At 53.5% G+C, this 22,918-nt stretch carries 22 protein-coding genes; 17 read left to right on the forward strand and 5 right to left on the reverse strand.

What is annotated here, in order from left to right:
* Positions 1-36: 36 nt before the first annotated feature.
* Complete coding sequence (locus tag E3E51_RS06930) at positions 37-1,935, reverse strand: S9 family peptidase (protein ID WP_167912444.1); 1,899 nt, start codon at positions 1,933-1,935, stop codon at positions 37-39.
* Positions 1,936-2,053: 118 nt separating this feature from the next.
* On the opposite strand from E3E51_RS06930, the gene E3E51_RS06935 reads away from it, so the two are divergent.
* The 8 genes from E3E51_RS06935 to E3E51_RS06970 all read left to right on the forward strand — a co-directional run bounded on the left by E3E51_RS06935 (position 2,054) and on the right by E3E51_RS06970 (position 10,639).
* Positions 2,054-3,205 (forward strand): hypothetical protein, encoded by a 1,152-nt coding sequence (locus E3E51_RS06935; RefSeq protein ID WP_167912382.1) that lies wholly within the window; start codon positions 2,054-2,056, stop codon positions 3,203-3,205.
* Positions 3,202-3,864: a hypothetical protein gene (locus E3E51_RS06940; protein ID WP_167912383.1), complete on the forward strand. Its 663-nt coding sequence runs from the start codon at positions 3,202-3,204 to the stop codon at positions 3,862-3,864. Before E3E51_RS06935 ends, E3E51_RS06940 begins: the two co-directional genes overlap by 4 nt.
* Positions 3,865-3,908: 44 nt before the next feature.
* Positions 3,909-4,835 (forward strand): hypothetical protein, encoded by a 927-nt coding sequence (locus tag E3E51_RS06945; RefSeq protein WP_167912384.1) that lies wholly within the window; start codon positions 3,909-3,911, stop codon positions 4,833-4,835.
* 35 nt (positions 4,836-4,870) lie between these two features.
* Entirely contained in the window at positions 4,871-7,306 is a 2,436-nt protein-coding gene (locus E3E51_RS06950) for a tRNA(Met) cytidine acetyltransferase TmcA (RefSeq protein WP_167912385.1), read from the forward strand.
* 79 nt (positions 7,307-7,385) lie between these two features.
* Positions 7,386-7,895 (forward strand): TIGR00288 family NYN domain-containing protein, encoded by a 510-nt coding sequence (locus E3E51_RS06955; RefSeq protein ID WP_088180663.1) that lies wholly within the window; start codon positions 7,386-7,388, stop codon positions 7,893-7,895.
* On the forward strand, positions 7,892-8,413 hold the full coding sequence (locus E3E51_RS06960; protein ID WP_167912386.1) for a TIGR00288 family NYN domain-containing protein: 522 nt from the start codon (positions 7,892-7,894) through the stop codon (positions 8,411-8,413). Before E3E51_RS06955 ends, E3E51_RS06960 begins: the two co-directional genes overlap by 4 nt.
* Before the next feature lie 40 nt (positions 8,414-8,453).
* Positions 8,454-9,395, forward strand: a complete 942-nt coding sequence (locus E3E51_RS06965) for a calcium/sodium antiporter (RefSeq protein ID WP_167912387.1) — start codon at positions 8,454-8,456, stop codon at positions 9,393-9,395.
* Between the two features lie 104 nt (positions 9,396-9,499).
* Positions 9,500-10,639 carry a thiamine ABC transporter substrate-binding protein gene (locus E3E51_RS06970; protein WP_167912388.1) on the forward strand — a complete coding sequence of 380 codons (1,140 nt, stop codon included), beginning with the start codon at positions 9,500-9,502 and terminating at the stop codon, positions 10,637-10,639.
* Positions 10,640-10,647: 8 nt separating this feature from the next.
* Here E3E51_RS06970 and E3E51_RS06975 read toward each other — a convergent pair whose 3' ends face one another.
* Positions 10,648-11,616: a class I SAM-dependent methyltransferase gene (locus E3E51_RS06975; RefSeq protein WP_167912389.1), complete on the reverse strand. Its 969-nt coding sequence runs from the start codon at positions 11,614-11,616 to the stop codon at positions 10,648-10,650.
* Positions 11,617-11,626: 10 nt separating this feature from the next.
* Entirely contained in the window at positions 11,627-11,956 is a 330-nt protein-coding gene (locus E3E51_RS06980; protein ID WP_167912390.1) for an archaellum operon transcriptional activator EarA family protein, read from the reverse strand.
* A gap of 321 nt (positions 11,957-12,277) precedes the next feature.
* Here E3E51_RS06980 and E3E51_RS06985 point away from each other — a divergent pair, with 321 nt between their 5' ends.
* Positions 12,278-13,348 carry a hypothetical protein gene (locus E3E51_RS06985; RefSeq protein ID WP_167912391.1) on the forward strand — a complete coding sequence of 357 codons (1,071 nt, stop codon included), beginning with the start codon at positions 12,278-12,280 and terminating at the stop codon, positions 13,346-13,348.
* Here the strand turns inward: E3E51_RS06985 and E3E51_RS06990 are convergent.
* A complete protein-coding gene (locus tag E3E51_RS06990) occupies positions 13,345-13,785 on the reverse strand; it encodes a chemotaxis protein CheW (protein WP_167912392.1) in 441 nt (146 codons plus the stop codon). The genes E3E51_RS06985 and E3E51_RS06990 overlap by 4 nt on opposite strands.
* Positions 13,782-15,023, reverse strand: coding sequence for a methyl-accepting chemotaxis protein (locus E3E51_RS06995; protein WP_167912393.1), 1,242 nt, complete (start codon positions 15,021-15,023; stop codon positions 13,782-13,784). Before E3E51_RS06995 ends, E3E51_RS06990 begins: the two co-directional genes overlap by 4 nt.
* Positions 15,024-15,246: 223 nt before the next feature.
* Here E3E51_RS06995 and E3E51_RS07000 point away from each other — a divergent pair, with 223 nt between their 5' ends.
* The 8 genes from E3E51_RS07000 to E3E51_RS07035 form a co-directional block, all read left to right on the forward strand.
* Complete coding sequence (locus E3E51_RS07000) at positions 15,247-16,110, forward strand: protein-glutamate O-methyltransferase CheR (protein WP_167912394.1); 864 nt, start codon at positions 15,247-15,249, stop codon at positions 16,108-16,110.
* Positions 16,085-16,447, forward strand: coding sequence for a response regulator (locus tag E3E51_RS07005; RefSeq protein ID WP_167912395.1), 363 nt, complete (start codon positions 16,085-16,087; stop codon positions 16,445-16,447). The genes E3E51_RS07000 and E3E51_RS07005 overlap by 26 nt, the downstream gene beginning before the upstream one ends.
* An 11-nt stretch (positions 16,448-16,458) precedes the next feature.
* On the forward strand, positions 16,459-17,574 hold the full coding sequence (locus tag E3E51_RS07010; protein WP_167912396.1) for a chemotaxis response regulator protein-glutamate methylesterase: 1,116 nt from the start codon (positions 16,459-16,461) through the stop codon (positions 17,572-17,574).
* Positions 17,546-19,858, forward strand: a complete 2,313-nt coding sequence (locus E3E51_RS07015) for a chemotaxis protein CheA (protein WP_167912397.1) — start codon at positions 17,546-17,548, stop codon at positions 19,856-19,858. The genes E3E51_RS07010 and E3E51_RS07015 overlap by 29 nt, the downstream gene beginning before the upstream one ends.
* On the forward strand, positions 19,824-20,483 hold the full coding sequence (locus tag E3E51_RS07020) for a chemotaxis protein CheC (RefSeq protein WP_167912398.1): 660 nt from the start codon (positions 19,824-19,826) through the stop codon (positions 20,481-20,483). The genes E3E51_RS07015 and E3E51_RS07020 overlap by 35 nt, the downstream gene beginning before the upstream one ends.
* A complete protein-coding gene (locus E3E51_RS07025) occupies positions 20,480-21,148 on the forward strand; it encodes a chemotaxis protein CheC (RefSeq protein ID WP_167912399.1) in 669 nt (222 codons plus the stop codon). The genes E3E51_RS07020 and E3E51_RS07025 overlap by 4 nt, the downstream gene beginning before the upstream one ends.
* Before the next feature lie 13 nt (positions 21,149-21,161).
* On the forward strand, positions 21,162-21,650 hold the full coding sequence (locus E3E51_RS07030) for a chemotaxis protein CheD (protein WP_167912400.1): 489 nt from the start codon (positions 21,162-21,164) through the stop codon (positions 21,648-21,650).
* Between the two features lie 28 nt (positions 21,651-21,678).
* On the forward strand, positions 21,679-22,918 hold a 1,240-nt coding region (locus tag E3E51_RS07035; protein ID WP_167912401.1), incomplete at its 3' end, for a cache domain-containing protein.

A 22,918-nucleotide genomic window follows, 5' to 3' on the forward strand; every position in this document is an offset into this window, starting at 1 on the left:
AGATTAAAATTAAATTTAAGAAAAATTTTTTAAGAATCAGCTCTTCAGCCACCTCTCCATCCACTCAGCAATCAGCTCAAGCCTCTTAACCCTGTGCTTCGGCTTTCCGCCTCTGCTGAGGTCGTGGTTCTCGCCCGGGAAGAGCGCCAGCTCAACGGTCTTGCCGAGGTATTTGAGCGCCGTGTAGAACTGAAGGGCCTCGGGCAACCAGCAGCGGTAGTCCTCCATCGAGTGGATTATGAGGAGTGGAGTTTCCACGTTCGGCGCGTACTTCAGCGGGCTCTTCTCCCAGTAGCCGTCGGTGTTGCTCCACGGGTCGCCGCCTATCTGGTCGGGCGCGAAGAAGTAGCCTATATCTGTGGTTCCGAAGAAGCTCACCCAGTTGGAGATTGAGCGCTGGGTTACCGCCGCTTTAAAGCGCTTCGTGTGGCCGACTATCCAGTTGGTCATGAAGCCACCGTAGGAGCCGCCGGTGACGCCGAGCCTCTCCCCATCGATGAAGTCGAAGCGCTTCAGTGCTTCATCAACGACCTCCATGAGGTCCTGATAATCCCTCTTCCCGTAGTGCTCCCTTATATCGGCGAACTCCTCACCGTAGCCGTCGCTGCCGCGTGGGTTGGAGAATATCACGACGAAGCCCTTAGCCGTCAAAACGTGGAACTCGTGCATGAATGAGTAGCCGTAGGCCGTCTTAGGCCCGCCGTGAATCTCAAGAACCGCGGGATACTTTTTCCCAGGCTCGAAGTTCAGGGGCTTCATAATCCAGGCGTCAATTTCTACTCCATCGCTGGCCTTGACCTTGAAGTGCTCCGGTTTGGAGAGGGTGTACTCCTTTATCCAGCCGTTGAAGTCCGTGAGCTTTTTCTCCTTGCCATCGCGGAGGACGTAGAGCTCCGTCGGAGTGACCGCGTCCTGGGCGGTGAAGGCTATGTAGTCGCCGATTGCGAAGCTCTCAACGCTTCTATCTCCTCCGATGACGCGTTCTATCTTCCCCTCAAGATTCACCCTGAAGAGGTTGGCCCTCGGGCCGTCGGTTGCGACATAGTAAACCCAGCCATCCTTGAAAACCAGTTCTGCCCTCTGACTTCCCCTGACGTCACAGTTCAGGGAGTTGTATGCAGCCCTGTCGAGTTCCGTGGTGAGCTTCCTCATCTCGCCCGTCTCGGGGTTGTAGTGGTAGATGTGAGTATTCGTCGGAATCCCGCGCTCGCGGGTGTTGGCCTTGAGGATGAACGTGCCGTCGTCGAGGGGTATGAAGTCCTGAACGCTCCACTCCCCCGGAGTTAGGCGCTTTGCCTTCCTTCCCTCAAGGACGTAGAGGTCGCTCACCATCGGCTTTCTCTCGCGGTCCTCCTGGGCGATGAAGTAGAGCTTTCCTTCATGGAACCTGATCTGCGAGACGTCGAGGTTCTTCGGCGTTACGCGCCTCTTCCTGCCCGTCTCAAGATCAACGAGATAAACCACGCTCCTCTTTCCATAGACCCAGCCGACGCCGTTGAACCAGAAAGGAATCTCCCTGATTACGTGGACGTCGTCCTTCGGCTTCTTCTCAACGTCTATCGGCGTGACGACCGCTATGCTCTTCCCGTCCTCGGTGAAGCGGATGTTCTTGATTCCGTACTTGAACTTCGCTAAAAGCCTCGCCTCGCCGCCGTCGGTCGGAATAACGTACAGCTCGGCTTCCTTGCTCTCCTTGTCTCGCTTTGATGTGAAGGCTATCAGCTTCCCGTCCGGGGAGAAGCGCGGGTTGGAGTCCTTCTTTCCGGAGGTGAATGGTCTGACCTTTCTGCCGTCGTAGAGGTAGAGCCTTGAGAAGTAGTCGTCCTTCTCAACGCTTATCTCCGTTACCTGGAAAACGAGCCTTCTCCCGAAGGCGTCGATGTTACCAACGAGCTTGAACTTTCCGAGGTCTTTCTCGCTCAGGCCTTTCGCCATAGAAACCACCAAACTGATTCGGCCTTTTTCGTATAAAAGCTTAGCGTTTCGATGGCTGTCTCTCCGACGTGTTTGCAACTGCGAAAGGTATTTAAAGACATCAAGAACGATTGTCTCTATGAAACTCCTAATGAGAAAATACCTCGCGGTGCTCGTGATAGTCGGCGTGATTCTCCTGGCCGTCGCCCAGTGGTGGAGCTATCGTCAGGTCGGCGAGATTTTAGAGGACTACCCCGCTACATCCGTCGTTGCCGGTTACAGCCTAAACGTTAGTCCGCTTCTGCCCTCGCTGTACGTTCGCTCCATTGGGGATTCCATCGTGGGGTACTCCTACGAACCCTCAGATGGCACGTACGTTCTCCTCGTTAGGGGAAGGGCCGGGAAGCCCGACGAATACTACCGGTTGGAGCTTCAGTCGCTGAGGAACTCCTATCTGGATTACCTCAACCTCACGACTGGATACATTAAACTCTGGACCGAAACGGGAAACGAATCTGCCTTCAACTATGCAGTGGGCCTGCTTCGGAGAACCCTCGAAGCCAGGGCCGAGCTGGAGAATTTTAAACGTGGGGAGAACGTGACGGCGGTTTTAATGGAGCCTCCCTACCCGTACAGACTCCTCCATGGGGAGAACCCACTTCCCGGTGAGATAGTGGTCTCTCTGCTCCTCATAGTCGGTACCGTCCTGCTACTGTCCCGGCTGGACTTCCTGATTGAGGTGCTTTCGGATTTCAGGAACCTGGCGCTTCTTCTCTCCGTTATTATTGGGATTTCCTTCGTCTTCTATGGCCTCATTCAAGAGCGCCCCGACCCTTTCCTCAGTATCAAGTCGAACTGGGAGGATAAGCTGAATTTCTGTGGTGAGAGGGGGTACTATGTCCATCGCAATGCTGAGGCGGATTCCCTTTTGCTCGACGCCCTCAGCTCGGCGGAATATGCCAGGGTCTGGACGTGGGACGGGAAAAACGTGTACAGTGTGACCTTGGCGATGTCTCCTGAGCGAACTGAAGGGCTGATCAACAACCTGTCCCAGGTTACCACGGTGCTCCACATGTACTCGGTTCCTCCGTGGCCGGAACCACCGGAAATCAAGAAAGCTCTGGTGTGGCGGGTTCGAGAGGACCTGCTGGAGACGGGTGAACTGGACGAAGGAGCAGTTGATGCCATGATAAAAGCTTCCCTTGAGAATATTGAGCTGTCAATGGAGGAGTTCAGTTTTTGTGAAAACGTAACTATAGTGACGTTTGAGTTTGGGAGGGATAGGTGGTGAAAAACTCCTCAAAGGCAATATTCGCCCTGGCGGTCCTGCTGGTCCCGGTTCCCTTCGTGGACTACGGCATAGCGGAGTTCCTCCTCCGGGACGTGCCGGAGGTTCCGGGGATTGTGGCCACGCCCGTGACGTACGGTATCTACTTCCCCAAGACCTACGCCATCCTGGAGGCCGGGAGGAACGGGGAGATACTCTGGAGGGCCGGCGATACGCTCTACGTCAGAACCGGGGAAAATCTCAGCCTCCCCATTGTGTACGACCACAGCCCCGAAATTCAGGAGCTGATTGAGAACCGCTCCGCGGGGATTAGACGGATCCTCGAGACGGTGAGGGAGAAGAAGGGCAGCTGGAACGGGAGCGAGCTTTACCTTCAGCTCTCCAACGTTGTCTGGCTCAACGAGAGCGAGAGAAACGCGCTTTTCTCGGAACTAGAAAACCTCGGCGTCGTGTGGGTTGAAGGGGGTGAGTGCTGGAACGAGATGCGTCTGAGGTACCTGAAGGAGACCGAGACCCTGGAGAAGGAACTGCTCGAAAGGGGTTACATCGATGAGAGCGACTACATGGAGCTGAAGGGAGAGGGGGAGACCGGGAGAAAAAGGATACTCGAAATGAGGTTCCCCGCCGAGTACCAGGTTGAGGTGTACTTCCTTGGAGGGTGACCCGCTTTATATTCCCATGAACAGCCCTAACAGGTGCATGGCATATGAAGTCAGTTCCAAAAATCGTTTCAACGGTGCTTTCGACTGCCCTCATCTTTATAATCCTAATCTCTGCCGCCCAGTGGGTAGCGTACGAGAATGCCGAGGAGAAGGTTCTCTCGCTCCCCTGCAACCTCTCCACAACGCCCTACCTAACTGAGGTCGAGTCCTTCCTTCCGCCGGACGAGCTGATTGAGAGGGGAATAGGCCACCGCTACGGCGATGGGGAGCTTGAGGTTGTAGTGCCCGGAAAGCTCGGGGGAATGGACCCGTACTATGAGTATCTGCCCCGGCACCTTTCCTGGGAGCTGAACGATTCCATAGCTTATCTCAGGAGCTTTCTCGCGAACGGGAGCGATGGGGAAGTTAAGATGGCGTTTCAGGTCGTGGAGAGGAGCTACTTTATGTTCCGGTTCGAGGAAAGGCTCTGCCGGAAGAACCTGACCGCGGTGGTTTTCAGGCCATCCCCTCCCCTTAAGTGGCTTCTGTCCCTGAGTTCTGCCCTGAAGGAGCTCGGCGAGGACGAGGGACTCAGGGCGATGCTCTTTGGAACGGCCGTTGCCTTCATCATTGTCGGGATTTTCTGGCTCTGGCTCTTCCTCGTTGCAAAGATACCCCTCAAAGGGCCGCTCAAAATGGCGGCATCGCTCCTCCTGATGGTCATCCTCTTCGGCTCCGCTGTCCCAGCGCTGAAGCTCATCAACATCCATGGGGAAAACGGCGATCCGGCTCACAGGCTACCGAAGTGTGACGTTGCCTACGCTGAGAGCTGCCGCTCACTGCTCTTTCACGCGGCCCTAGATTACATGGGCGACAAGGGGCAGAAGGCCACCTGTGAGGTCCTCAACTACCTCAGCAACAGACTGAGCCAGGAGGAGATGGAAAAGCTTGTGGGTGCACTTTCCCCGGACTGCCCTGAGCTAGGTTTTTAAATCCCACTTCTCCCCTTTATCCGGGAGGGGTCGCTATGACCGTCAAGGTCCGCTTTGACAAGGAAGTGAGAGAGTACGCGAAAGGCGAGAAAGTTAAGGACTCGGTTCTCAAGCTCACCGAAACCGCTCTGGCTCAGGCGCTTGAGAAGTTCCACAGGAGAATGATAATCATAGAGGGGGACACGGTAAGAAAGGCAGAGCTGGCCGGAATACTGGCGGGGGCATCGGCCCGGGTTCTCGGGGATGTCCTCGATGAGCTTAAGGAAAAGCGCCTTCGCGATGAGAGCGAGGATGGGATAGAGGTTCTTTACGCTACGGACGCACTCGGCGAGGAAACCTTCGGGAGGAAGCGCTACGAGGCCTTCAGAAAGCACTTCGACGTTCTGGCCGGCTCGACCGCCGAAGTTAAGGCCGTAACGTTTAAACACACCCGCGACATCCTGGGCAGAACCTTCGACATCCTCGTTCTGGACATGAGCTACGACTACTCGCCGAACGACCTCGGAAGGATAATCGAGACCGTCCGCGGCGGCGGGCTCATCTTCATACTCGCCCACCCCTTCGAGAAGTGGAAGAAGATGTGGACTGGCTTCCACAAGAGCCTAGTCACGCCGCCCTACACCATAGACGACGTCAAGAAGCGATTCAACAGGAGGCTGATCAGGAAGTTCACGGAGCACGACGGCATCTACATCATCACCGAGAACGGCAAGCTCAAGAAGAAACCGAAGAGGAACAAGAGCCAGGCGAAGATTAAATCAAGGAAAGGCGTCCAGATTCCTAAAGAGACCCTCTTCCCGCGCGAGCTGTACGAGATGGCGCTCACCGAGGGGCAGGTCGAAGTCCTCAGGGCATTCGAGGGGCTGGTTGAGGAGGAGGGTATGCTCGTCCTCACCGCGGACAGGGGACGCGGAAAGAGCGTCTCCGTTGGAATAGCCGCGATAGGTCTCGCCCTAGCCCTCGGTAAGCGCACGCGCGTAGTCGTGACGGCCCCCGAGCCGGAGAACGTTCAGGCACTTTTCCGCTTCGCCAAGCGGGCACTGGAAAGGCTCGGCTTCAAGCCCCACGTTGTCGAAGAGCGCGGTTTGATAAAGGAACTCTACGCGAGGAAGATTGGTCTGAGGTATTACCCGCCGGCCGAGGGTTACAAGAAGACGGCCGACCTGTACATCCTCGACGAAGCGGCCGGAATCCACGTCCCCATACTCCACAAGTACCTCAGCAAGCCCCGCGTCGTTTACTCCTCCACGGTACACGGCTACGAGGGCGCCGGAAGGGGCTTCTCCGTCAAGTTCCTGAAGAAGGCGAGGGAGAAAAGGGAGTTTAGAGAGCTTCACATGGAGGAGCCCATCCGCTACGCGGAGAACGACCCCATCGAGAAGTGGCTCTTCGACGTTCTGCTCCTCGATGCCGAGCCGGTTGAGCTCACGGAGGAGGACTGCGAACTTATAAAGAACAAGGAGGTCTACTTCGAGGAGCCCGACCTCGACGACTGGTTTGAGAAGGACAGGGAGGACCTGCGGAACTTCGTCGGCATCTACATCCTCGCCCACTACCGCAACAGGCCGAGCGATGTTGCCCTGCTCGCGGATGCCCCTCACCACAGGGCGAGGGTGTTGAGGCTCAAGAACGGCAAGATAGTGACGGCAATCCAGATAGCGGAGGAGGGCAACATTCCAAAGAAGGTCATCGAGAAGATGGCGAAGGGCTACAAGCCGCGCGGCAACATAATCCCCGACATGATGGTCAAGCACCACATGGCGAAGGAGTTCGCGAAGCTGAAGGGCTACCGCATAGTGAGGATAGCGACGCACCCAGATGCGATGGACATGGGGCTTGGAAGCAAGGCGCTGGAACTCCTCGAAAAGGAAGCGAGGGAGCGGGGATTGGACTGGATTGGCTCGGGCTTCGGTGCCAGCGAGGAACTCGTCCGCTTCTGGGTCAGGAACGGCTTCGCAGTGGTTCACCTCAGCCCCGCCAGAAACCCTGTGAGCGGTGAGTTTACCGCCATAGTCCTCAAGCCGATAAGCGAAAGGGCGAAGAAGCTCATCCGCAGGGCCAACGACGAGTTCAGGATAAGGCTCACGGAATGGCTGAGTGATACCCACCGCGAGATTGAGCCTGAGATAGTCAGGTGGCTCTTTGAAACACCCTTCGGCGAAGCTGTGGATTACCCGATTCACCTCACGGAGGTTCAGAGAAAACGCCTCGATGCCTTCACGGGCAAGGTTCTGACCTACGACACCGTGGTTGACGCCGTTAAGCCCATCGTGAAGCTCTACTTCCTCGACGGCTGGATGAAGCCATACCTCGACGAGAGGCAGATAAAGCTGCTCATCTACCGCGTCCTGCAGGCACACAGCTGGGAGGAAACAGCAAGACTTATTGACAGAACCGAAACCTTCACCATGATAGAGGTGCGCGATATCATAAGGGGACTCTGGTACTACTACAAGAGGGTCATTTCATGATTCTAAACTAACTTTTTATAGTATTGGTGCGTAGTTCCCTCGGTATGTCATTGGTGTATCCATTCCAACGGTGACTCCTATGCCGGGCGGCAACTGGGAGAAGATAATTTCGATAACAAAGGATGGAATGAGGAGCATAGGAACGATGAGACGAAAGATAAGCAGGGGTAAGAGGATAGCACTTCTCATTGACGGTCCCAACATCCTAAGGAAAGAGTTCGGCGTCAAGCTTGAGGATATAGTCGAAGCCCTGGAGGGGCTGGGCGACCTCAGGGTCTCAAAGGTGATACTGAACCAGTACGCCCCCCAGGGGCTCATAGAGGCCGTGTCGAACCAGGGCTTTGAGGCCATCGTCGTCTCGGGTGAGACCGGTGTGAAGCTCGCCGTCGAGGCGATGAGGGAGATATACAACCCGAACATCGACGTGATTGCACTGGCCACCAGAAACGCGGAGTTCCTGCCCGTAATCCTCAAGGCCAAGGAGCGGGGCAAGGAAACCATCGTCATCGGAATCGAGCCGGGCTTCTCTGCGGCGCTGAAGCATGCCGCCGACTACACCATAATCCTCGAAGGCGGTGAGGAGAAATGAAGGAGCGCTTTTTCAGGGTTCTGAGGCGCGGGGAGAAGGAGGTCAAGGAGGTCAGCGAGGAGGCGCCCAAGCCGAAGAAGAAGAGGAGCATAGGCCTTATCATCGACGGTCCCAACATCCTGAGGAAAGAGTTCGGGATAAAGCTGGAGGACATCATAGACGCCCTCGAACGGATTGGAAAGCTCCGCGTTGCCAAGGTAGTTCTCAACCAGTACGCCCCCCAGGGGCTCATAGAGGCCGTCGTGAACCAGGGACTCGAACCGATAATAGTGGCCGGCGACACCGACGTGAGGATAGCCATCGAGGCAATGGAGCTCATCTACAACTCCGACGTCGAGGTGATAGCCCTGGCCACCAGGGACGCAGACTTCCTCCCTATAGTCAACGAGGCGAAGCGCAGGGGGAAGGAGACGATAGTCATCGGCGTCGAGCCCGGCTTCTCGGTCGCACTCCAGAACGCAGCAGACTACGTCATCAAGATGGAGGGCAAAGGTACTGACGTTCACGAGGCCAAATAGCTTTTAAGCTTTCTTTCCAGCCATATTCTGGTGGGAAAAAGTGATAGTTGAAATCATCCTCTTCGCGCTCGGCCTCATCCTGCTCATCAAGGGGAGCGACTATTTCGTTGAAGCAGCCTCGCGCGTTGCAAAGGGATTCGGCGTCAGCGAGTTCATCATAGCGCTCGTTCTGGCGAGCATAGCCACCACACTGCCGGAGGTCACGGTCTCGGCCATCTCATCCTACCAGGGGAAGCCCGACATAGCCCTCGGCAACGCGATTGGAAGCGCCCTCGCGAACATAGCCCTCATTCTCGGCGTTTCCGCCCTGCTTCGCCCTCTGAAGGTCGAGAAAACCGCCTGGAAGAACGCCCTCTTCATGATAGGCGTTACGGCCTACGCCGGCCTGCTCATGTACGACGGCACGATAAGCCGGATCGACGGCGCGAGCCTGATACTCATTTACTTCGGCTTCCTCTACTACCTCTACCGGAAGCACATGACCCTGGAAGAGCTTCCCGAAAGTGGGCGCGGGAACCCTAGGAGGGACGCCCTCATAATGTTCGGGAGCGGCATGCTCGTCGTGATCGGCGCCAAACTCGTGGTTGACAGCGCCGTAACTATAGCCCGGGCATTCGGAGTGCCGGAGGTCGTCATAGGCCTCACGATGGTCTCGATTGGAACTTCCCTGCCCGAGTTCACCAACTCCCTCATGGCGACCATCAAGAGGCTCCCGAACATCAGCGTGGGCAACATAATCGGCGCGAACATCCTCGACGTTCTCATGGTCATCGGCATAGCGGCCCTCATAAACCCGATTAGGGTGGACGCGACGATATACACCTTCACCCTGCCCCTGACGCTCCTCGTCATGGGCGTACTGACGGCCGTTCTCCGCCTCACCGGCAGGATAGACAGACTCACCGGCGGGGTGCTGCTGGCAATCTATTCGTACTTCATCTACGTTTACCTCACCGGCGGCGTTCACCTGCCGGGCGGCTGAGTTTCCTTTTCTCGATTCAATGCACAATTCTGGGGCGCAAAGCTTTTTAATTTGCCCTATTACCCCATTATGAAAACCAAAAACCCGTTCATGGAGGTGGAAGAATGAGGAAAATTACCACGCTGATGTTCATCCTTCTGCTCCTCGGTGCCATCGGGGCTTCAAAACCCGTCAAGGCCCAGGAGGAACTGACGGTTTACTCCTACAACAGCATAGAGTGGTGGATGAAGGAGATAGTTCCGATTTTTGAGGAGAAATACGGTGTCAAGGTGAACCTCGTCCTCATCGGTGACGCCGGCGAGGTTCTCAACAGGCTCATCCTTGAGAAGGACAACCCCCAGGCTGACGTCGTCGTGGGCATAGACAACAGCTACCTGGCGAAGGCCATAGACGCGGGTGTACTGGAGCCGTACAAGCCGGCCAACGCCGACGTGATTCCGGGCTGGATTGTTGAGAAGTTCGACCCGAGTTACCACCTCACGCCCTACGACTACGGCTTCATAGCAATCAACTACCGCAAGGACATGGTTCAGAACCCGCCGACCAGCCTCGAAGACCTCACCAAGCCGGAGTGGAAGGGCAAGCTGATAATCGAAGACCCGCGCACCAGTTCACCGGGAATGGCCTTCCTCCTCTGGACGATAGCCGTTTACGGCGACGACTGGCTCCATTACTGGGAGAAGCTGAAAAAGAACGACGTCCAGATAGTCGAAGGCTGGAGCGCGGCCTGGAACTCCTTCACTAAGGGTGAGTACCCGCTCGTCCTCAGCTACGCCACCTCGCCGGCCGCGACGGTTTACTACGACAACAACACCAACGTCGGCGCCGTAGCGTTCAAGGAGGGCAACTACCTCCAGATAGAGGGGGCGGGAATAGTCAAGGGCGCCAAAAACAAAGAGCTGGCCGAAAAGTTCATTGAGTTCCTCATCAGTGAAGAGGCCCAGGAGAAGCTCCCGCTCAACCAGTGGATGTACCCGGTAAACAAGAACGTCGGGACCCCCGAGGTTTTCAAGTACGCGGTGAAGATAGACAAACCGGTGACCGTTGACTCCAAGGAGGTCGGGAACAACTACGAGCTATGGCTCAAGCAGTGGACAGGGCTCATGGTCGAGGGCAAGAGCCCGGACGAGATACTGGGCAAAACCACCACATCCACTCCCAGCGAAAACGGCAAAACGTGCGGCCCGGGCGTTGTGGCTGCTCTGGCTTTGATACCTCTCATCTTCAGAAGAAAAGGGAAGTGAAAACCTTTTTACAATTTTCTTACCAGGAGGACGCTCCTGGCAGGCCGTTCTATCTCGACGTCAAATCCAAGGGCAAGTATCCTCTCCGTTATTTCCTTAGCCGCAGGGAACCCTCTGAACTCCTTGTTCAGGCTCTCGAAGAACTCAAGTGCCGGAACGAACTCGAAGCTGTCAATGAACGGGTCAACTATCGCCATCCTCCCGCCGGATTTCAGGACATCGAGGGCGTTTTTGAGAACCCTGCCCCTGTCCTTCGGCTCAACATACTCCAGGACGAAGCTCAGGATAACGGCGTCGTATTCGTTCACAGGCCGTATCAGCCTTGCATCCAGCTCCTTCAGCTCAACAGGCAGGTTCTTCGCCTCCACCCTGGCGCGCGCAATGTCGAGGAGCGCCGGGGAGTAGTCAACGCCCATGTAGAACCCGTTGTAGCCAACCTTCTCCCCAAAGTACGCGGGGGATACGGATCCACAGCCAATGTCAAGTACACTCATGCCCTTTTTGATTCCAAGAAGGCTTGCTGTGACGTCCCTATACGCCCTGGAGAACTTGGTGTTCATCCTCATGTCCCAGAAATCTGCGTCCTTGTCGAAGTCCATGAGGACATGGGGGTGAACAGGAGTTATGAAGGCGTAGTCAACCATTCGATATATCTCCTCCTGGACAGAAACCCAGTCCGGCACGACCAGATCATACTTCCCCTGTGGAATTTTTATTGTGTACGAAAACCCGTCTAGGTAGAGAGCATAGTCCCGCTCTTCAATGATATTCAACCTTTTCAGGACGTTGATAAAGCTTAGAAGCAGCCTCCTGTTCGGGAGGTCGATTTCATCTATCAGCTCCTGGGGTGTCGGATTCTTGGTTAAGAACGAAAATACCCCATGTTTTGTGCCGAGAGCTATTATGTGGAGAAGAGAAGTCCGTATCATCATGTCCAGGTTCACATCTATTATCCTCGGATTGCGCATGTTGTTCATTGAAACCACCTCACAAGAACCTCCGATAGTAGTGGTAGTATTCTTTCAAGTAATCGACCACCTTTTTTCCATAGTCGGTCAGCCTGTAGTATTTGAAGCCGTTGCTTGACACTTCCTCGACCAATCCCAAATAGACCAGGGAACTTTCCCCATTGTATCTGTTGCCCAGCCCCACCAAGGCACCCCGAACGTTTGAAGGGTCAGAACCGACGACCCTAGCGATTTCGGAGAGGTACGTGGCGGAGGGATAGATTTCGTTCAGGTACATTAGAATTTTTTTCCTTAGTTCACTGCGGTGAAGGGAGCGAAGCACCTGCGGATCGACAATAATTGCGTTCATAACAACCCCCTCCCTCAGAGCGGTTTCCCCTGTTCTTTTATTGATTGTAATCCAATCATCGGGAGGTTTGACCCATCCATCCCCCTACAGCAGTATATGGTTGGATGGTATATAACATTTTCGCCGAATTTAGAGGTTTCTGCAATAATCCATGAGTCAATTTGTAGCAACTATAACAATCACGGATAGTATCCGCGATTTGTTGCATTAAATACAAGCCAGTGAAAAATCCACGAAGAGTGGCGATTTCCAATTTGGCCAAATATTTAAATATAACCGCGGCTTAGAGGAGATGTGGGGAGCTATAGCCAGGTGATTGTAATGTGGGAACTCCTAGTGGTGGCGGCAGTATCTATTGCGCTTGCATACTACGTCAAAGACGTTTCTGGCAAGCTCCTAGCAAGACATTTTGAGTTGAAGAACGAGATTGGAACCCTGGACGAAAGGCTCACACGAACCACGTCCGAAATCAACAAAAAGATAAGGCAAATCGAGAGTAACCTGGCTTCCAGCTCCCTCCAGTCCGAGACGAACTTGAGCAGAAGAATAGGCGAGATAGAGGAAAAGCTGAGGGCGATAGAGAAGAACCTGACCAACCTCAAAAATCTTGAAACGAAGGTGGAATACCGCTTTGGGGAGATTTCATCCACCCTCCGTGAACTTCAGAATAGGGTTGCCCAGGTGGACGATCAGCTGGAGGGCATCAAGGACGAAATAAAAGACGAGGTCAAAAGCGAGGTGCTGGAGGAACTCCAAGATGAAATCGAACACCTTGAGGAAACCATAGAAAGAAGAAAAAACGAGGAGCTTGAAGAGTTCCTAGAACTCATCAAGGCGGCGGTCACCCTCCAGCCGGAGAAGCTCCAGGAGGGACTTGCAGAGACAAAAAAGGCCCTCCTTTCAATGAGGGACATAGCCAAAGTTTACGTCCTGACCGGAAGCGGAACTGAGGAGTTCTACGAGGTGAAGGGTTCGCTCGTCGAACTGCTGAAAAACCTTCGGAAGCTTGCAGTTGTTTCCGTTCCGGAGGAATCAATATACTCCCTATTCAATGACGTTATAGTCAGCGTCAAAAGGCTTGATCTGCCGATGAAGGTATCCCACAACGGTAGGGAAAAGGAACTCAACCCGGAGAGGAGCTTTATCCAGATACACAAGCTCGTATACGCAACGATAGAGAAGCTTGAAGAAATATCCGAAATGATTCAAGAACCGATCCCAGTGACCCCGATTGAGAAGGAATTCTACGAAAAGCTCAGAATACAGTTTGAAGAGCTCCAAAAGCTAGAACAGCAGGTGAACGAGTTACTGCTGAGACTGTCACCTCCCAAGGGATCGGAGAAAGAAACAAAAGAACGCAGCATAGAGGAAATTCTGGAGGAACTCCTTTAGAACTCCTCCCCGAGAAGTTTGTCCAGGTCAAGCATTATGAGCAGTCTCTCGCCCTCGTTTATTTTGGCAATGCCCTTTATGTACCTTATATCCACCCTGCTCGTGAGAGTCTTTGGTGGCTGCTCAATCTGCTCATCGGTCAGCGTTATAACGTCAGAGACTGAATCCACGATTATTCCGACGATCTCATCCTTTACCTCTGCTATTATGATTTTTTTCCGGGACAGGTCATCATCCGGTTCATAGTAGCCGAGCAGCTTCTTCAGATTGACGACCGTTGTTATCTGCCCGCGAAGGTTTATGACCCCTTCAACGAAGTCAGGGGCGTTCGGAACCCTCGTTATCGGCATCATCTCCTTGATCTCCCGTACTTTAGATATGTCCAGGCAGAACTCTTCGCTTCCGACCATAAACGCAACAACCTGCACTTCACTCATGGAATCACCCCCTTCATGCGGTTGAGGATGGAGACAGACCTGTCAAGTAGTTCGTTGATTTCAGTTAAAGTGTTTTCTATCTCGTCAAGGCCTCTCGAAAACTCCAGCATGGAATCAGACATCTCAGAGAGCCTGTCCTGAAGGGCCCTCTGAACTGAGTAGACCCTATCCATGGTGTCCATTATCATCTGTACAGATTGAGCCTGTCCATCGATGCTGTCGGAGAGATCCTTTATCATGCCCGCGGTCTCGTTAGCCCTTCTGGCTATGTCGTCAAAGGCCGCTATCAGCTCCTGAACGGCCTCCCGTATCTCGGAGGTAACTGAGAATTCCCTTTCAATCGAATTGACTACCGTGTCTATGCTCCGCTGCATGTTGACTATTAGAGAGGAGATTTGTTCCGTTGATTTCTTGGCCTGATCAGCCAGTTCCCTTATGTTCTCTGCAACTACAGCAAAACCCCTTCCGTACTCCCCACTCCTGGCGGCTTCTATAGAGGCGTTTAATGCCAAAAGGTTCGTCTGGTCTGCAATCGATGAGATAACCCCTACTATCTCACCTATCCGCTTTGACTGCTCAACGAGTGTGGAAATCGCCTGCTCCATTTCCCGGTTTACTTCGGTTATATTTGCAACGTTCAGGGCAACATTGTCCGATATCTCTTTGCCCTTCTCCGCCATGGTGGCGGTCTCCAGGGCGTACTCCTTGAGCGCCTGCGCCTGGGTGTTCATCTCCTCTATACCCGCGGTCAGCGTCTCGATGTAGTCCCCGAGCTCAGCCGTGGTGGAGCGTTCCTCTTCAAAATTCCCCAGAAGTTCGTTCGCATCGAAGGGGACCGTCATGGTTGGAACGCTAGACACCAATTCCTTAGTCCTGGAGAGAAGCTCCAGGGAGTCTTCCAGCGAGGGGAGAAGTTCAGACCGCATTCTATCCCATGCGGGGCTTCCCTCCGCTTTGGGTATTTTCAGCATTTCTTCCAGCCGGAGGAACCGAATCCGGAGTTCTTCATCAAAATCTTCCAGATTTGGGGAGACTCCCTCCATGAGGGAATCCAAAGCCTGAGAACACTTCAAGATTACGGTCTTCAGTTCCCTGTCCGAGAGCAAACTCACGGCGAGGGATAACATAAGACCGAGTAGGAATCCAGCGAGGGGGCTAAAGTAGACGGTTCCAAGAACGGCCAGCAGGGGCACTCCCAATCCGAGTATCCACATGACTGACGCCTTCACCACCCTCATCCCCAACGTCCTTTATTTGTTTATGCTGGATAAAAGATTTTCGTCTGTAGGTAATAACCATTAATACGAGTTACAATAATAATCAAAGGAATCGTAACGGCCTACCTATGCACCTACACAACCATCTACACACAAAGATTTTTTATTTCAAATTCGATAAAGAATTTGTAAACTTTCCAAGGGACAGTGTTCCGATTACAAAATTTCCAGCAGGGGGGAGAGAATGAACAAGACCCTTGACCCGGGGTATTTGGGGATCAAGCAGGAGCTGTTCAGGCATCTGAAAGTTAACAAGGATGCCTACAAAGACTCATACCTAATCCGAAGGATAAGGGCCAGAATGAGAAAACTGGGTATATCAGACTACGCTGAATATTATCGGATTATCCGGACGAACAAAAAGGAACTGGATGAGCTCCTGCTTACGGTAGCCATTAACGTGACGGAGTTTTTCAGGGATCCCGTGGTATGGAAAACGTTCGAGAGAAAGGTTCTCCCGGAACTCATCGAGACAAAGAAAAACCAGAGGATGTCCACCATAAGGATTTGGAGTGCCGCGTGCTCCACTGGGCAGGAACCTTACTCAATAGCCATGACCCTCCACGAAACGCTTGGGGACAGGCTGGGGGGATTCAGAGTGAGCATACTGGCGACGGACATAGACCGCGAGGCACTGGCGGTTGCTATGAGGGGAGAGTACCCCGCGGAGGTTGTGGAAAAGCAGATACCCCGCCACATGGTGGCCAAGTACTTTGTGAAGGTGGGGGATGAGAGGTACCGCGTGTCACCCAGAATCCGGAACCTCATAAAGTTTCAGCAGTTCAACCTCTTCAGCACCAGATACCCTCGGGGATTCGATGTAATCTTCATCCGGAACGTGCTTATCTACATAAAGCGGGAGGCCCAGGAGGAGATATTTAAAAAGTTGTACGACTCCCTCGAAGATCACGGGTATCTCATCCTCGGAAAAACCGAGACGATACTCGGGGATTCCACCCGACTCTTCAAGTTATACGACCTCGTGGCTAGAATCTATAAAAAGAATCTGGAGGTGAAAGGATATGGCAAAGGTTTTGGTGGTAGATGACGCCGCCTTCATGAGAATGCTGCTGAAAAAGATACTCACCCAGGGCGGCCATCAGGTCGTCGGGGAGGCCAGCAACGGCAAGGAGGCCGTGGAGAAGTACCAGCAGGTCAAACCGGACGTGGTCACCATGGACATAGTTATGCCAGAAATGGACGGGATAACTGCTGTCCAGGAAATAAAGAAAATCGACCCCAACGCCAAGATCATCATGATAACAGCGGTGGGTCAGGAAGGGAAGGTCATGGAAGCACTCAAGGCAGGGGCCTCCGGCTACATCGTGAAGCCATTCCAGGCTCCCAAGGTACTTGAGGAGATAAACAGAGTGCTATCGAGTTAGGGTGGGCTACGATGGCAGCCGGCTCGCCGCTGAGAAAGAAAATCAGGGTGATGGTGGTAGACGACTCCGCGTTCATGAGAAAGATCATTAGGGACATTGTAAACTCCGATTCCGAGCTTGAGGTATGCTGCGAAGCCCGTGATGGCATCGAAGCCATAAACCTTGCCAAAATTCACAAGCCGGATGTAATAACCTTGGACATAGAAATGCCTAGAATGAACGGTCTCGATGCATTGAGAGTTATAATGAAACAGAACCCCACTCCCGTCATCATGGTGAGCGCCCTCACCCGAGAGGGCGCGGAGGCTACGATAAAAGCCCTCGAATATGGTGCAATAGACTTCATACCCAAACCAAGCTCTTCAATATCTTTGAACATGAGGGAGATGCGGGAGGAAATCATTTCGAAGATAAAGGAGGCCGCAAAGGTTCCACGGAGGTTCCTCGAACTCAGAAGAACCCGGCTGTTGAGGATTCAAAAAAGCAAGAGAAAAAGACCCGGCATAACGGCAAAAACGGTCGTTGCTATGGCTTCCTCGACGGGCGGGCCCCAGTCTCTCCTCAAGGTGTTCCCGAAGTTCCCGGAGAACCTGAGGGCCGCGGTGCTCCTCGTCCAGCACATGCCCCCGGGCTTCACAAAGTCGTTTGCGAAGAGGCTGGACAGTGTGAGCAAAATCGACGTAAAGGAAGCCGAGGATGGGGAGGAAATCCTCGAAAACATGGCCTACGTGGCGCCCGGAGACTACCACATGGAGGTCAGGATTCAGAAGGGAAAGCCCGTCATCGTCCTGAACAAGAAGCCGAAAATCCATGGCGTCAGACCCGCCGCTGATCCAATGATGACAACGGCGGCGGATGTCTTCGGGAGGAAGACGGTGGGGGTTGTCATGACCGGTATGGGACGGGACGGTGCTGAAGGCATCGTCAGGATAAAGAAAAAGGGCGGGATAACCATCGCCCAGGACAAAGAAACGTCCATAATATTCGGCATGCCCAAAGCGGCCATTGAAACCGGGATGGTTGACCACGTGGTGCCACTGGATAAAATCGCAGATACCGTGGTTATGGCCGTTAACAAAATCAATCGGGGTGGGACGTATGGAGGATCTCTCCCAATATCTAGATGAGTTCCTCGCCGACGCGAGAGACAGAATCGACAGCCTGAGCAACGCCATCCTTACGCTGGAAAAAATAGTCAAGGAAGGTGGGAGTGAAGAAGAGAAAAAAGCCATGATAGACCAGATTTTCAGGGACGCCCATACACTGAAGGGAACCGCCGCGACCATGGGGTTCATGAAACTGAGCGAAGTGGCACACAAAATGGAAAACCTCTTCGACCTAGTCAGGTCTGGCAAGGTTGAACCCACCCCGGATCTGATAGATGTTCTTCTTGAGTTCTTGGACGTTATAGAGGGAATGGTGGACAGTATTGAAGAGAATGGAAATGAGGGAGATTTCGACATAGAGGGCCTGTTCTCCAAGGCACAAAGATTCTTCGAAAGGATTGAGGGAGAAGACACGAAAAAAACCAGAAGTACAGGGAGTGCCAAAGAAGGGGAAGAGGCAAGGGCTCCCCAGCCTGGCCAGGATAGGGATAAAAAATGGCCGGTTTACAGGGTTCTCGCGAAGTTCCATAAGGATGCGCAGTTGAGGGGGGTCAGAGCGTTTTTGATACTTTCCGACTTGGAAGAGCTTGGAGAGGTCCTTGAGACGAAACCCGATAGGAAAACGATTGAGGAAGGAAAAGCTGACGTTGACGTTTTGGAGTTCGTTGTCGCAACCCCCGAGGATCCCGAAAGGATAAAAACCGTGGTGTCAAGGCATCCCGAGATCAAAGAGGTCGTTGTTGAGTCCGGTGAGATTAAACCCCCCGAAGAGGGTGAGAATGAATACACTGTCACCGTTTACCTGCAGAAAGACGCCCCCCTGAAGGGAGTCCGCTCGTTTTTGATTATACAGGACCTTCAAAAGATTGGCACCCTAAAGAAGACGACTCCCGATGTTGACTCCATACAGAACGGGGAACTCATTGATGGGTACTACTTCCAGGCAGTTATCGCGACCAACGTCTCCCCAGAGGATATTGTAAAGTTAATACAGAAGCATCCCGATGTTGAGGGCGTGGACGTAAGAAAGGGAGAAAAGCCAAAAAGCGATCTTAAAGAAACCCAAGAAGCCCCCAAAGGCAGTGCTGGAAGCAAAAAGCCCTCAAAGAAAGTAAAACCGTCAGTGGCCACCCCCAAGGTCAAGATTTCCAAAATCATTAAGGTCGACGTTGCAAACCTGGACAGACTGATGAACCTCGTCGGCGAGCTCGTCATCACCAAGGGAAGGCTGGAACAGATAGCGGAGAGACTCGGCGATAGGGAGCTTTTGGAGACCCTCTCAACCCTCTCAAGGCTCCTCACCGAGCTCCAGGATGAAATTATGGAGATGCGCCTTACTCCAGTGGCGGAGGTCTTCAACAAGTTCCCGAGGATGGTCAGAGAACTGGCGAGAAAGATGGGCAAGGAGGTCGAGTTCGTCGTCGAGGGCGCCGACATCGAGGTTGACAGAACGATACTGGACAAGCTGGGGGATGTCCTCGTTCATCTGCTCAGAAACGCCATTGACCACGGCATAGAGCCACCCGAGGAGCGTGAAAAACTCGGCAAACCCAAGGCGGGAAGACTTGAACTCATAGCAAGGCGTGAGAGAAGCCATGTTGAGATAATAGTGCGGGACGATGGAAGGGGAATAGACCCAGAAAAAGTCAAGAAAAAGGCCATTGAGAGGGGGCTCATAACTCCCGAACAGGCTGCGGAGATGAGCAATGAAGAAGCCATAAACCTCATATTCCTGCCCGGTTTCAGCACAAAGGAACAGGTCACCGACGTGTCAGGCAGAGGAGTAGGAATGGACGTCGTTAAGGATGTTGTGAAGAGCCTGAACGGAAGCGTGTCGGTTCACAGCGAGATTGGAAAGGGAACCACCTTCGTACTCAAGCTACCCGTTAGCATGGCGATAATCCAGGCGCTTTTGATAGAGGTTCAGGGGGAGGTCTACGCCGTACCCATCAACAACATCTTGGAGAGCATCGAGATACGGAGGGAGAACCTAAAGAGCATAGGTGGAAAGGAGGTCATCGTTCTCCGCGGTGAGATAATCCCCGTCATAATGCTACACGAACTCTTCAACCTGCCCGTCCCCGGCAAGGAGGAGTTCCCTGCCCTTGTGGTCGACCTCGGTGCCCAGAAGGTTGCCATAGGCGTTGACGAACTCCTTCACAAGAAGGACATAGTCATAAAGAGCCTCGGCAAGATGCTTTCACACATCAGCGGATTCGCCGGTGCCACTATACTGGGGGACGGCAGCGTCGTTTTAATCATCGAAATCAATGGACTCCTTGGTGGTGGTACCGGTGGAATCTGAACAGAAAATTGGGGAGTACGTAAAGGAGATGGACGAGTTCACGAAGAGCGCCCTAGTGGAGACGTTCAATATAGGAGCATCCAAAGCTGCCGACGCTCTGAGCGAGATGACCGGACTGACGGTCAATATAACCGTCCCGGAGATAGACATAGTGGCCATAAAACTCGTGCCCGAAAGAGTCGGAGAGGACGTCAAAGTTGCGGTGTACATATCGCTGGGAAAGGGGTTTGAGGGACATGCGTTCTTCTTCCTGGATCTGGAGGACGCCCTCAAAATCTTCGACCTCATGATGGGGATGCCCCCGGGTTCGACCAAAGAATTCGACGACATGGTGCGGTCTGCGGTCATGGAGGCCGGCAACATATTGATTTCCGCCTTTGCGAACGCGTTAAGTGAGTTCTTGAATGCCGAGATAGAGCAGACCCCTCCCGAGCTGGCCATAGACTTCACCTCCGCAATCCTTGATTTTGCGCTTGCGGACATAGGACAGTACTGCGACTACACGGTCCTCCTGAGGACGAGAATAACAATAAACGACGTGGAGTTTAAGGAGCATTTTATGATAATTCCGCATCCTTCGTCCATGAAGAGACTCGTGGACACGCTAATGGGGGGATTGTTATGAGTGGGCACAAAAGCTGGTCTTCGGAGTGGTATCAGGACATATTTCGGGAGGCCTCCAATATAGCCATGAGTCATGCCCTGACGGCCCTCTCCAACATGATTGGAGAGATTGAAATGGAGCCCCCTGCGGTGGAGGTCATCGCCCGGGCGAACTTCCTGCACACCCTCGCCAAGAACGGAATCAAGAACAGCTTTGTCGTGATGTTCGACATAACCGAGGGTCTCAGCGGCGTTGCCATCCTCCAGTTCCCTCAGAGAAGTGTTAAGGCGCTCGTATCGATGCTGGTGGGTATGGACCCCGGAGACGAACTGGACGAGATGGGAAAATCTGCGGTAATGGAAATCGGGAACATCATGATATCGGTTTATACGGACATCCTGGCAAAGCTTATAGGGGAACCAGTATCACTGAGCCCTCCGAAGCCTGCGGAAAGTCTGTACGATGTGGAAAAAGAGCTGTCCAGGCAGGATCTGCGGGATGTTGATGAGGTGATAATGTTCAAAACCAGGTTCTACCAGAAGGACACCGATGTCGAGAGTCTGTTCTACCTGGTCCCAACAACGGAAGCTTTTGACACCCTAGTGAGCAAACTTGAGGCTCAGATAGAAAACGTTGAGGTTCAGCCGATTCAGGAACCGTCGGATAGCGGGGAAAAGGGAAGCTAAGAGGTTGGAGTCTATGGAGGAAATAAAGGTGGGGATAGGGGACTACGCAGCCAAGAGGAGAACCGGCCTAATCAGCACATACGGGTTAGGTAGCTGTGTAGGTATAACCCTCTACGACCCCGTGGCCAAGGTTGGCGGGCTACTCCACGCTCTGCTTCCCGAGGCATCCTACTACGGAAACCGGGGAAACCCCGCGAAGTACGTGGACACCGGGCTCCAACTGCTGATTAAAGATATCAGAAAGCTCGGCGGAAACCCTAGGAGGCTTGAGGCAAAGCTATTCGGAGGTGCCCATATGTTCACCAACGTGACGAGCGAAAAGCTGCAGATAGGTCAGAGAAACGTTGAGGTTGCAAAGAGGGAGCTCAAAAAACTGGGCATCCGGCTGAAAGCGGAGGATACGGGGGGAAAGGGAGGGAGGACGATATACCTCGACGTGTCGAATGGGAAGGTTAGGATGAGGAAGGTCTCAGGCGGACAGGTTGTCGAAAAGATATACTAACAGCCCACGAAACGCCGGGGGGGTTATGGTGGAGTTTAAGAAAAAGGTAATAGGCATCGTGGTTGTGGCGCTCTTGGTGGTAACCGCAATAGCCGGAGGAATGATGCTGTATACAGGCAACAATACAGCCAAACTAATTGGGACAAAGATGGCTCCCGTCGTTGAGAAGCAGGCCCAGGAAACGGTGATGGCATACGCTACAGCCATAGCCACTGAGTTCCAGGGATTCTTCCACACCGTGGAGTCCCTCGGTAGTGCCACGAAAGGCTCCGTCGAGCTGTCCCTGAAACAGCTTCAGCTGGAGGGAATAGACTTTGGGGATCCAGGCTACGCCGACAAACTTCGGCCGCTCCTCATGGAGCACTTCGCGATAATAGCCAGTTCCGAGTCCACCCTCAGCACGGTGTATTTTGGCGATGCGAACGGCAACATGTTCATATACCCCAAGCAGGAAATCCCCCAGGGTTACGACCCGAGGGTCAGGCCGTGGTACCAAGAGGCGGTTAAGAACAACGGTCCGACGTGGAGCGAGCCGTACCAGGATGCGTCAACCGGAAAATGGGTCATCACGTATGCGGTTCCTGTTTACTACAACGGTAAGCTCGTCGGTGTCGTCGGATTGGACGTTTTCATCGACACTCTGACGAAGAGAATAGACGAAGTGACCATCGGGAACACCGGCTACGTGACCGTGGCAGGGCCCAATGGAATGACATACATGCATCCCAACCACGACTATATCATGAAACTCAACGTTTTCGACGAGCCGGCGCTCAAGCCGGTCGCCGACATCATAAGGAGCGGCAAAGACAAGGATGTTGTGACGTACACCTTCAACGGAGTCCAGGCGGTTGCGGCCGGCGTCAAGATACCCAGCACAGGGTGGTACGTCTTCGCAAAGGTCCCGGTCAGTGAGGTAAGTGCGGGGGTAATCAAGGTTATAAATGACACCAAGGAGACCACCGCCCGGTCCGCATTCCTACTCAGCATCCTCATCCTCGTCATCTCGGCGGCGCTCATCGGTGTCTCTTACAAGATGGTATCAGACTCACTCAAGCCGCTTGAGAAGCTCAGGAGTGTTGCACAGGCCCTGGCAGAGGGAAGATTAAGCGAGGTCAACAGACAGCTCAACCAAATCCACTACATTGAGGATGATGAGATTGGGGCGCTTATAAGGGCTTTTGAGGCTGTTGGGAAGGATCTCGTGGGAACGCTTAACGCTATCGGCGAAAAACTCGAACGCCTCGCAGAAGGAGACTTAAGCAACG

The sequence above is a fragment of the Thermococcus sp. 21S7 genome (assembly GCF_012027615.1).
Taxonomy (GTDB): Archaea; Methanobacteriota_B; Thermococci; order Thermococcales; family Thermococcaceae; genus Thermococcus.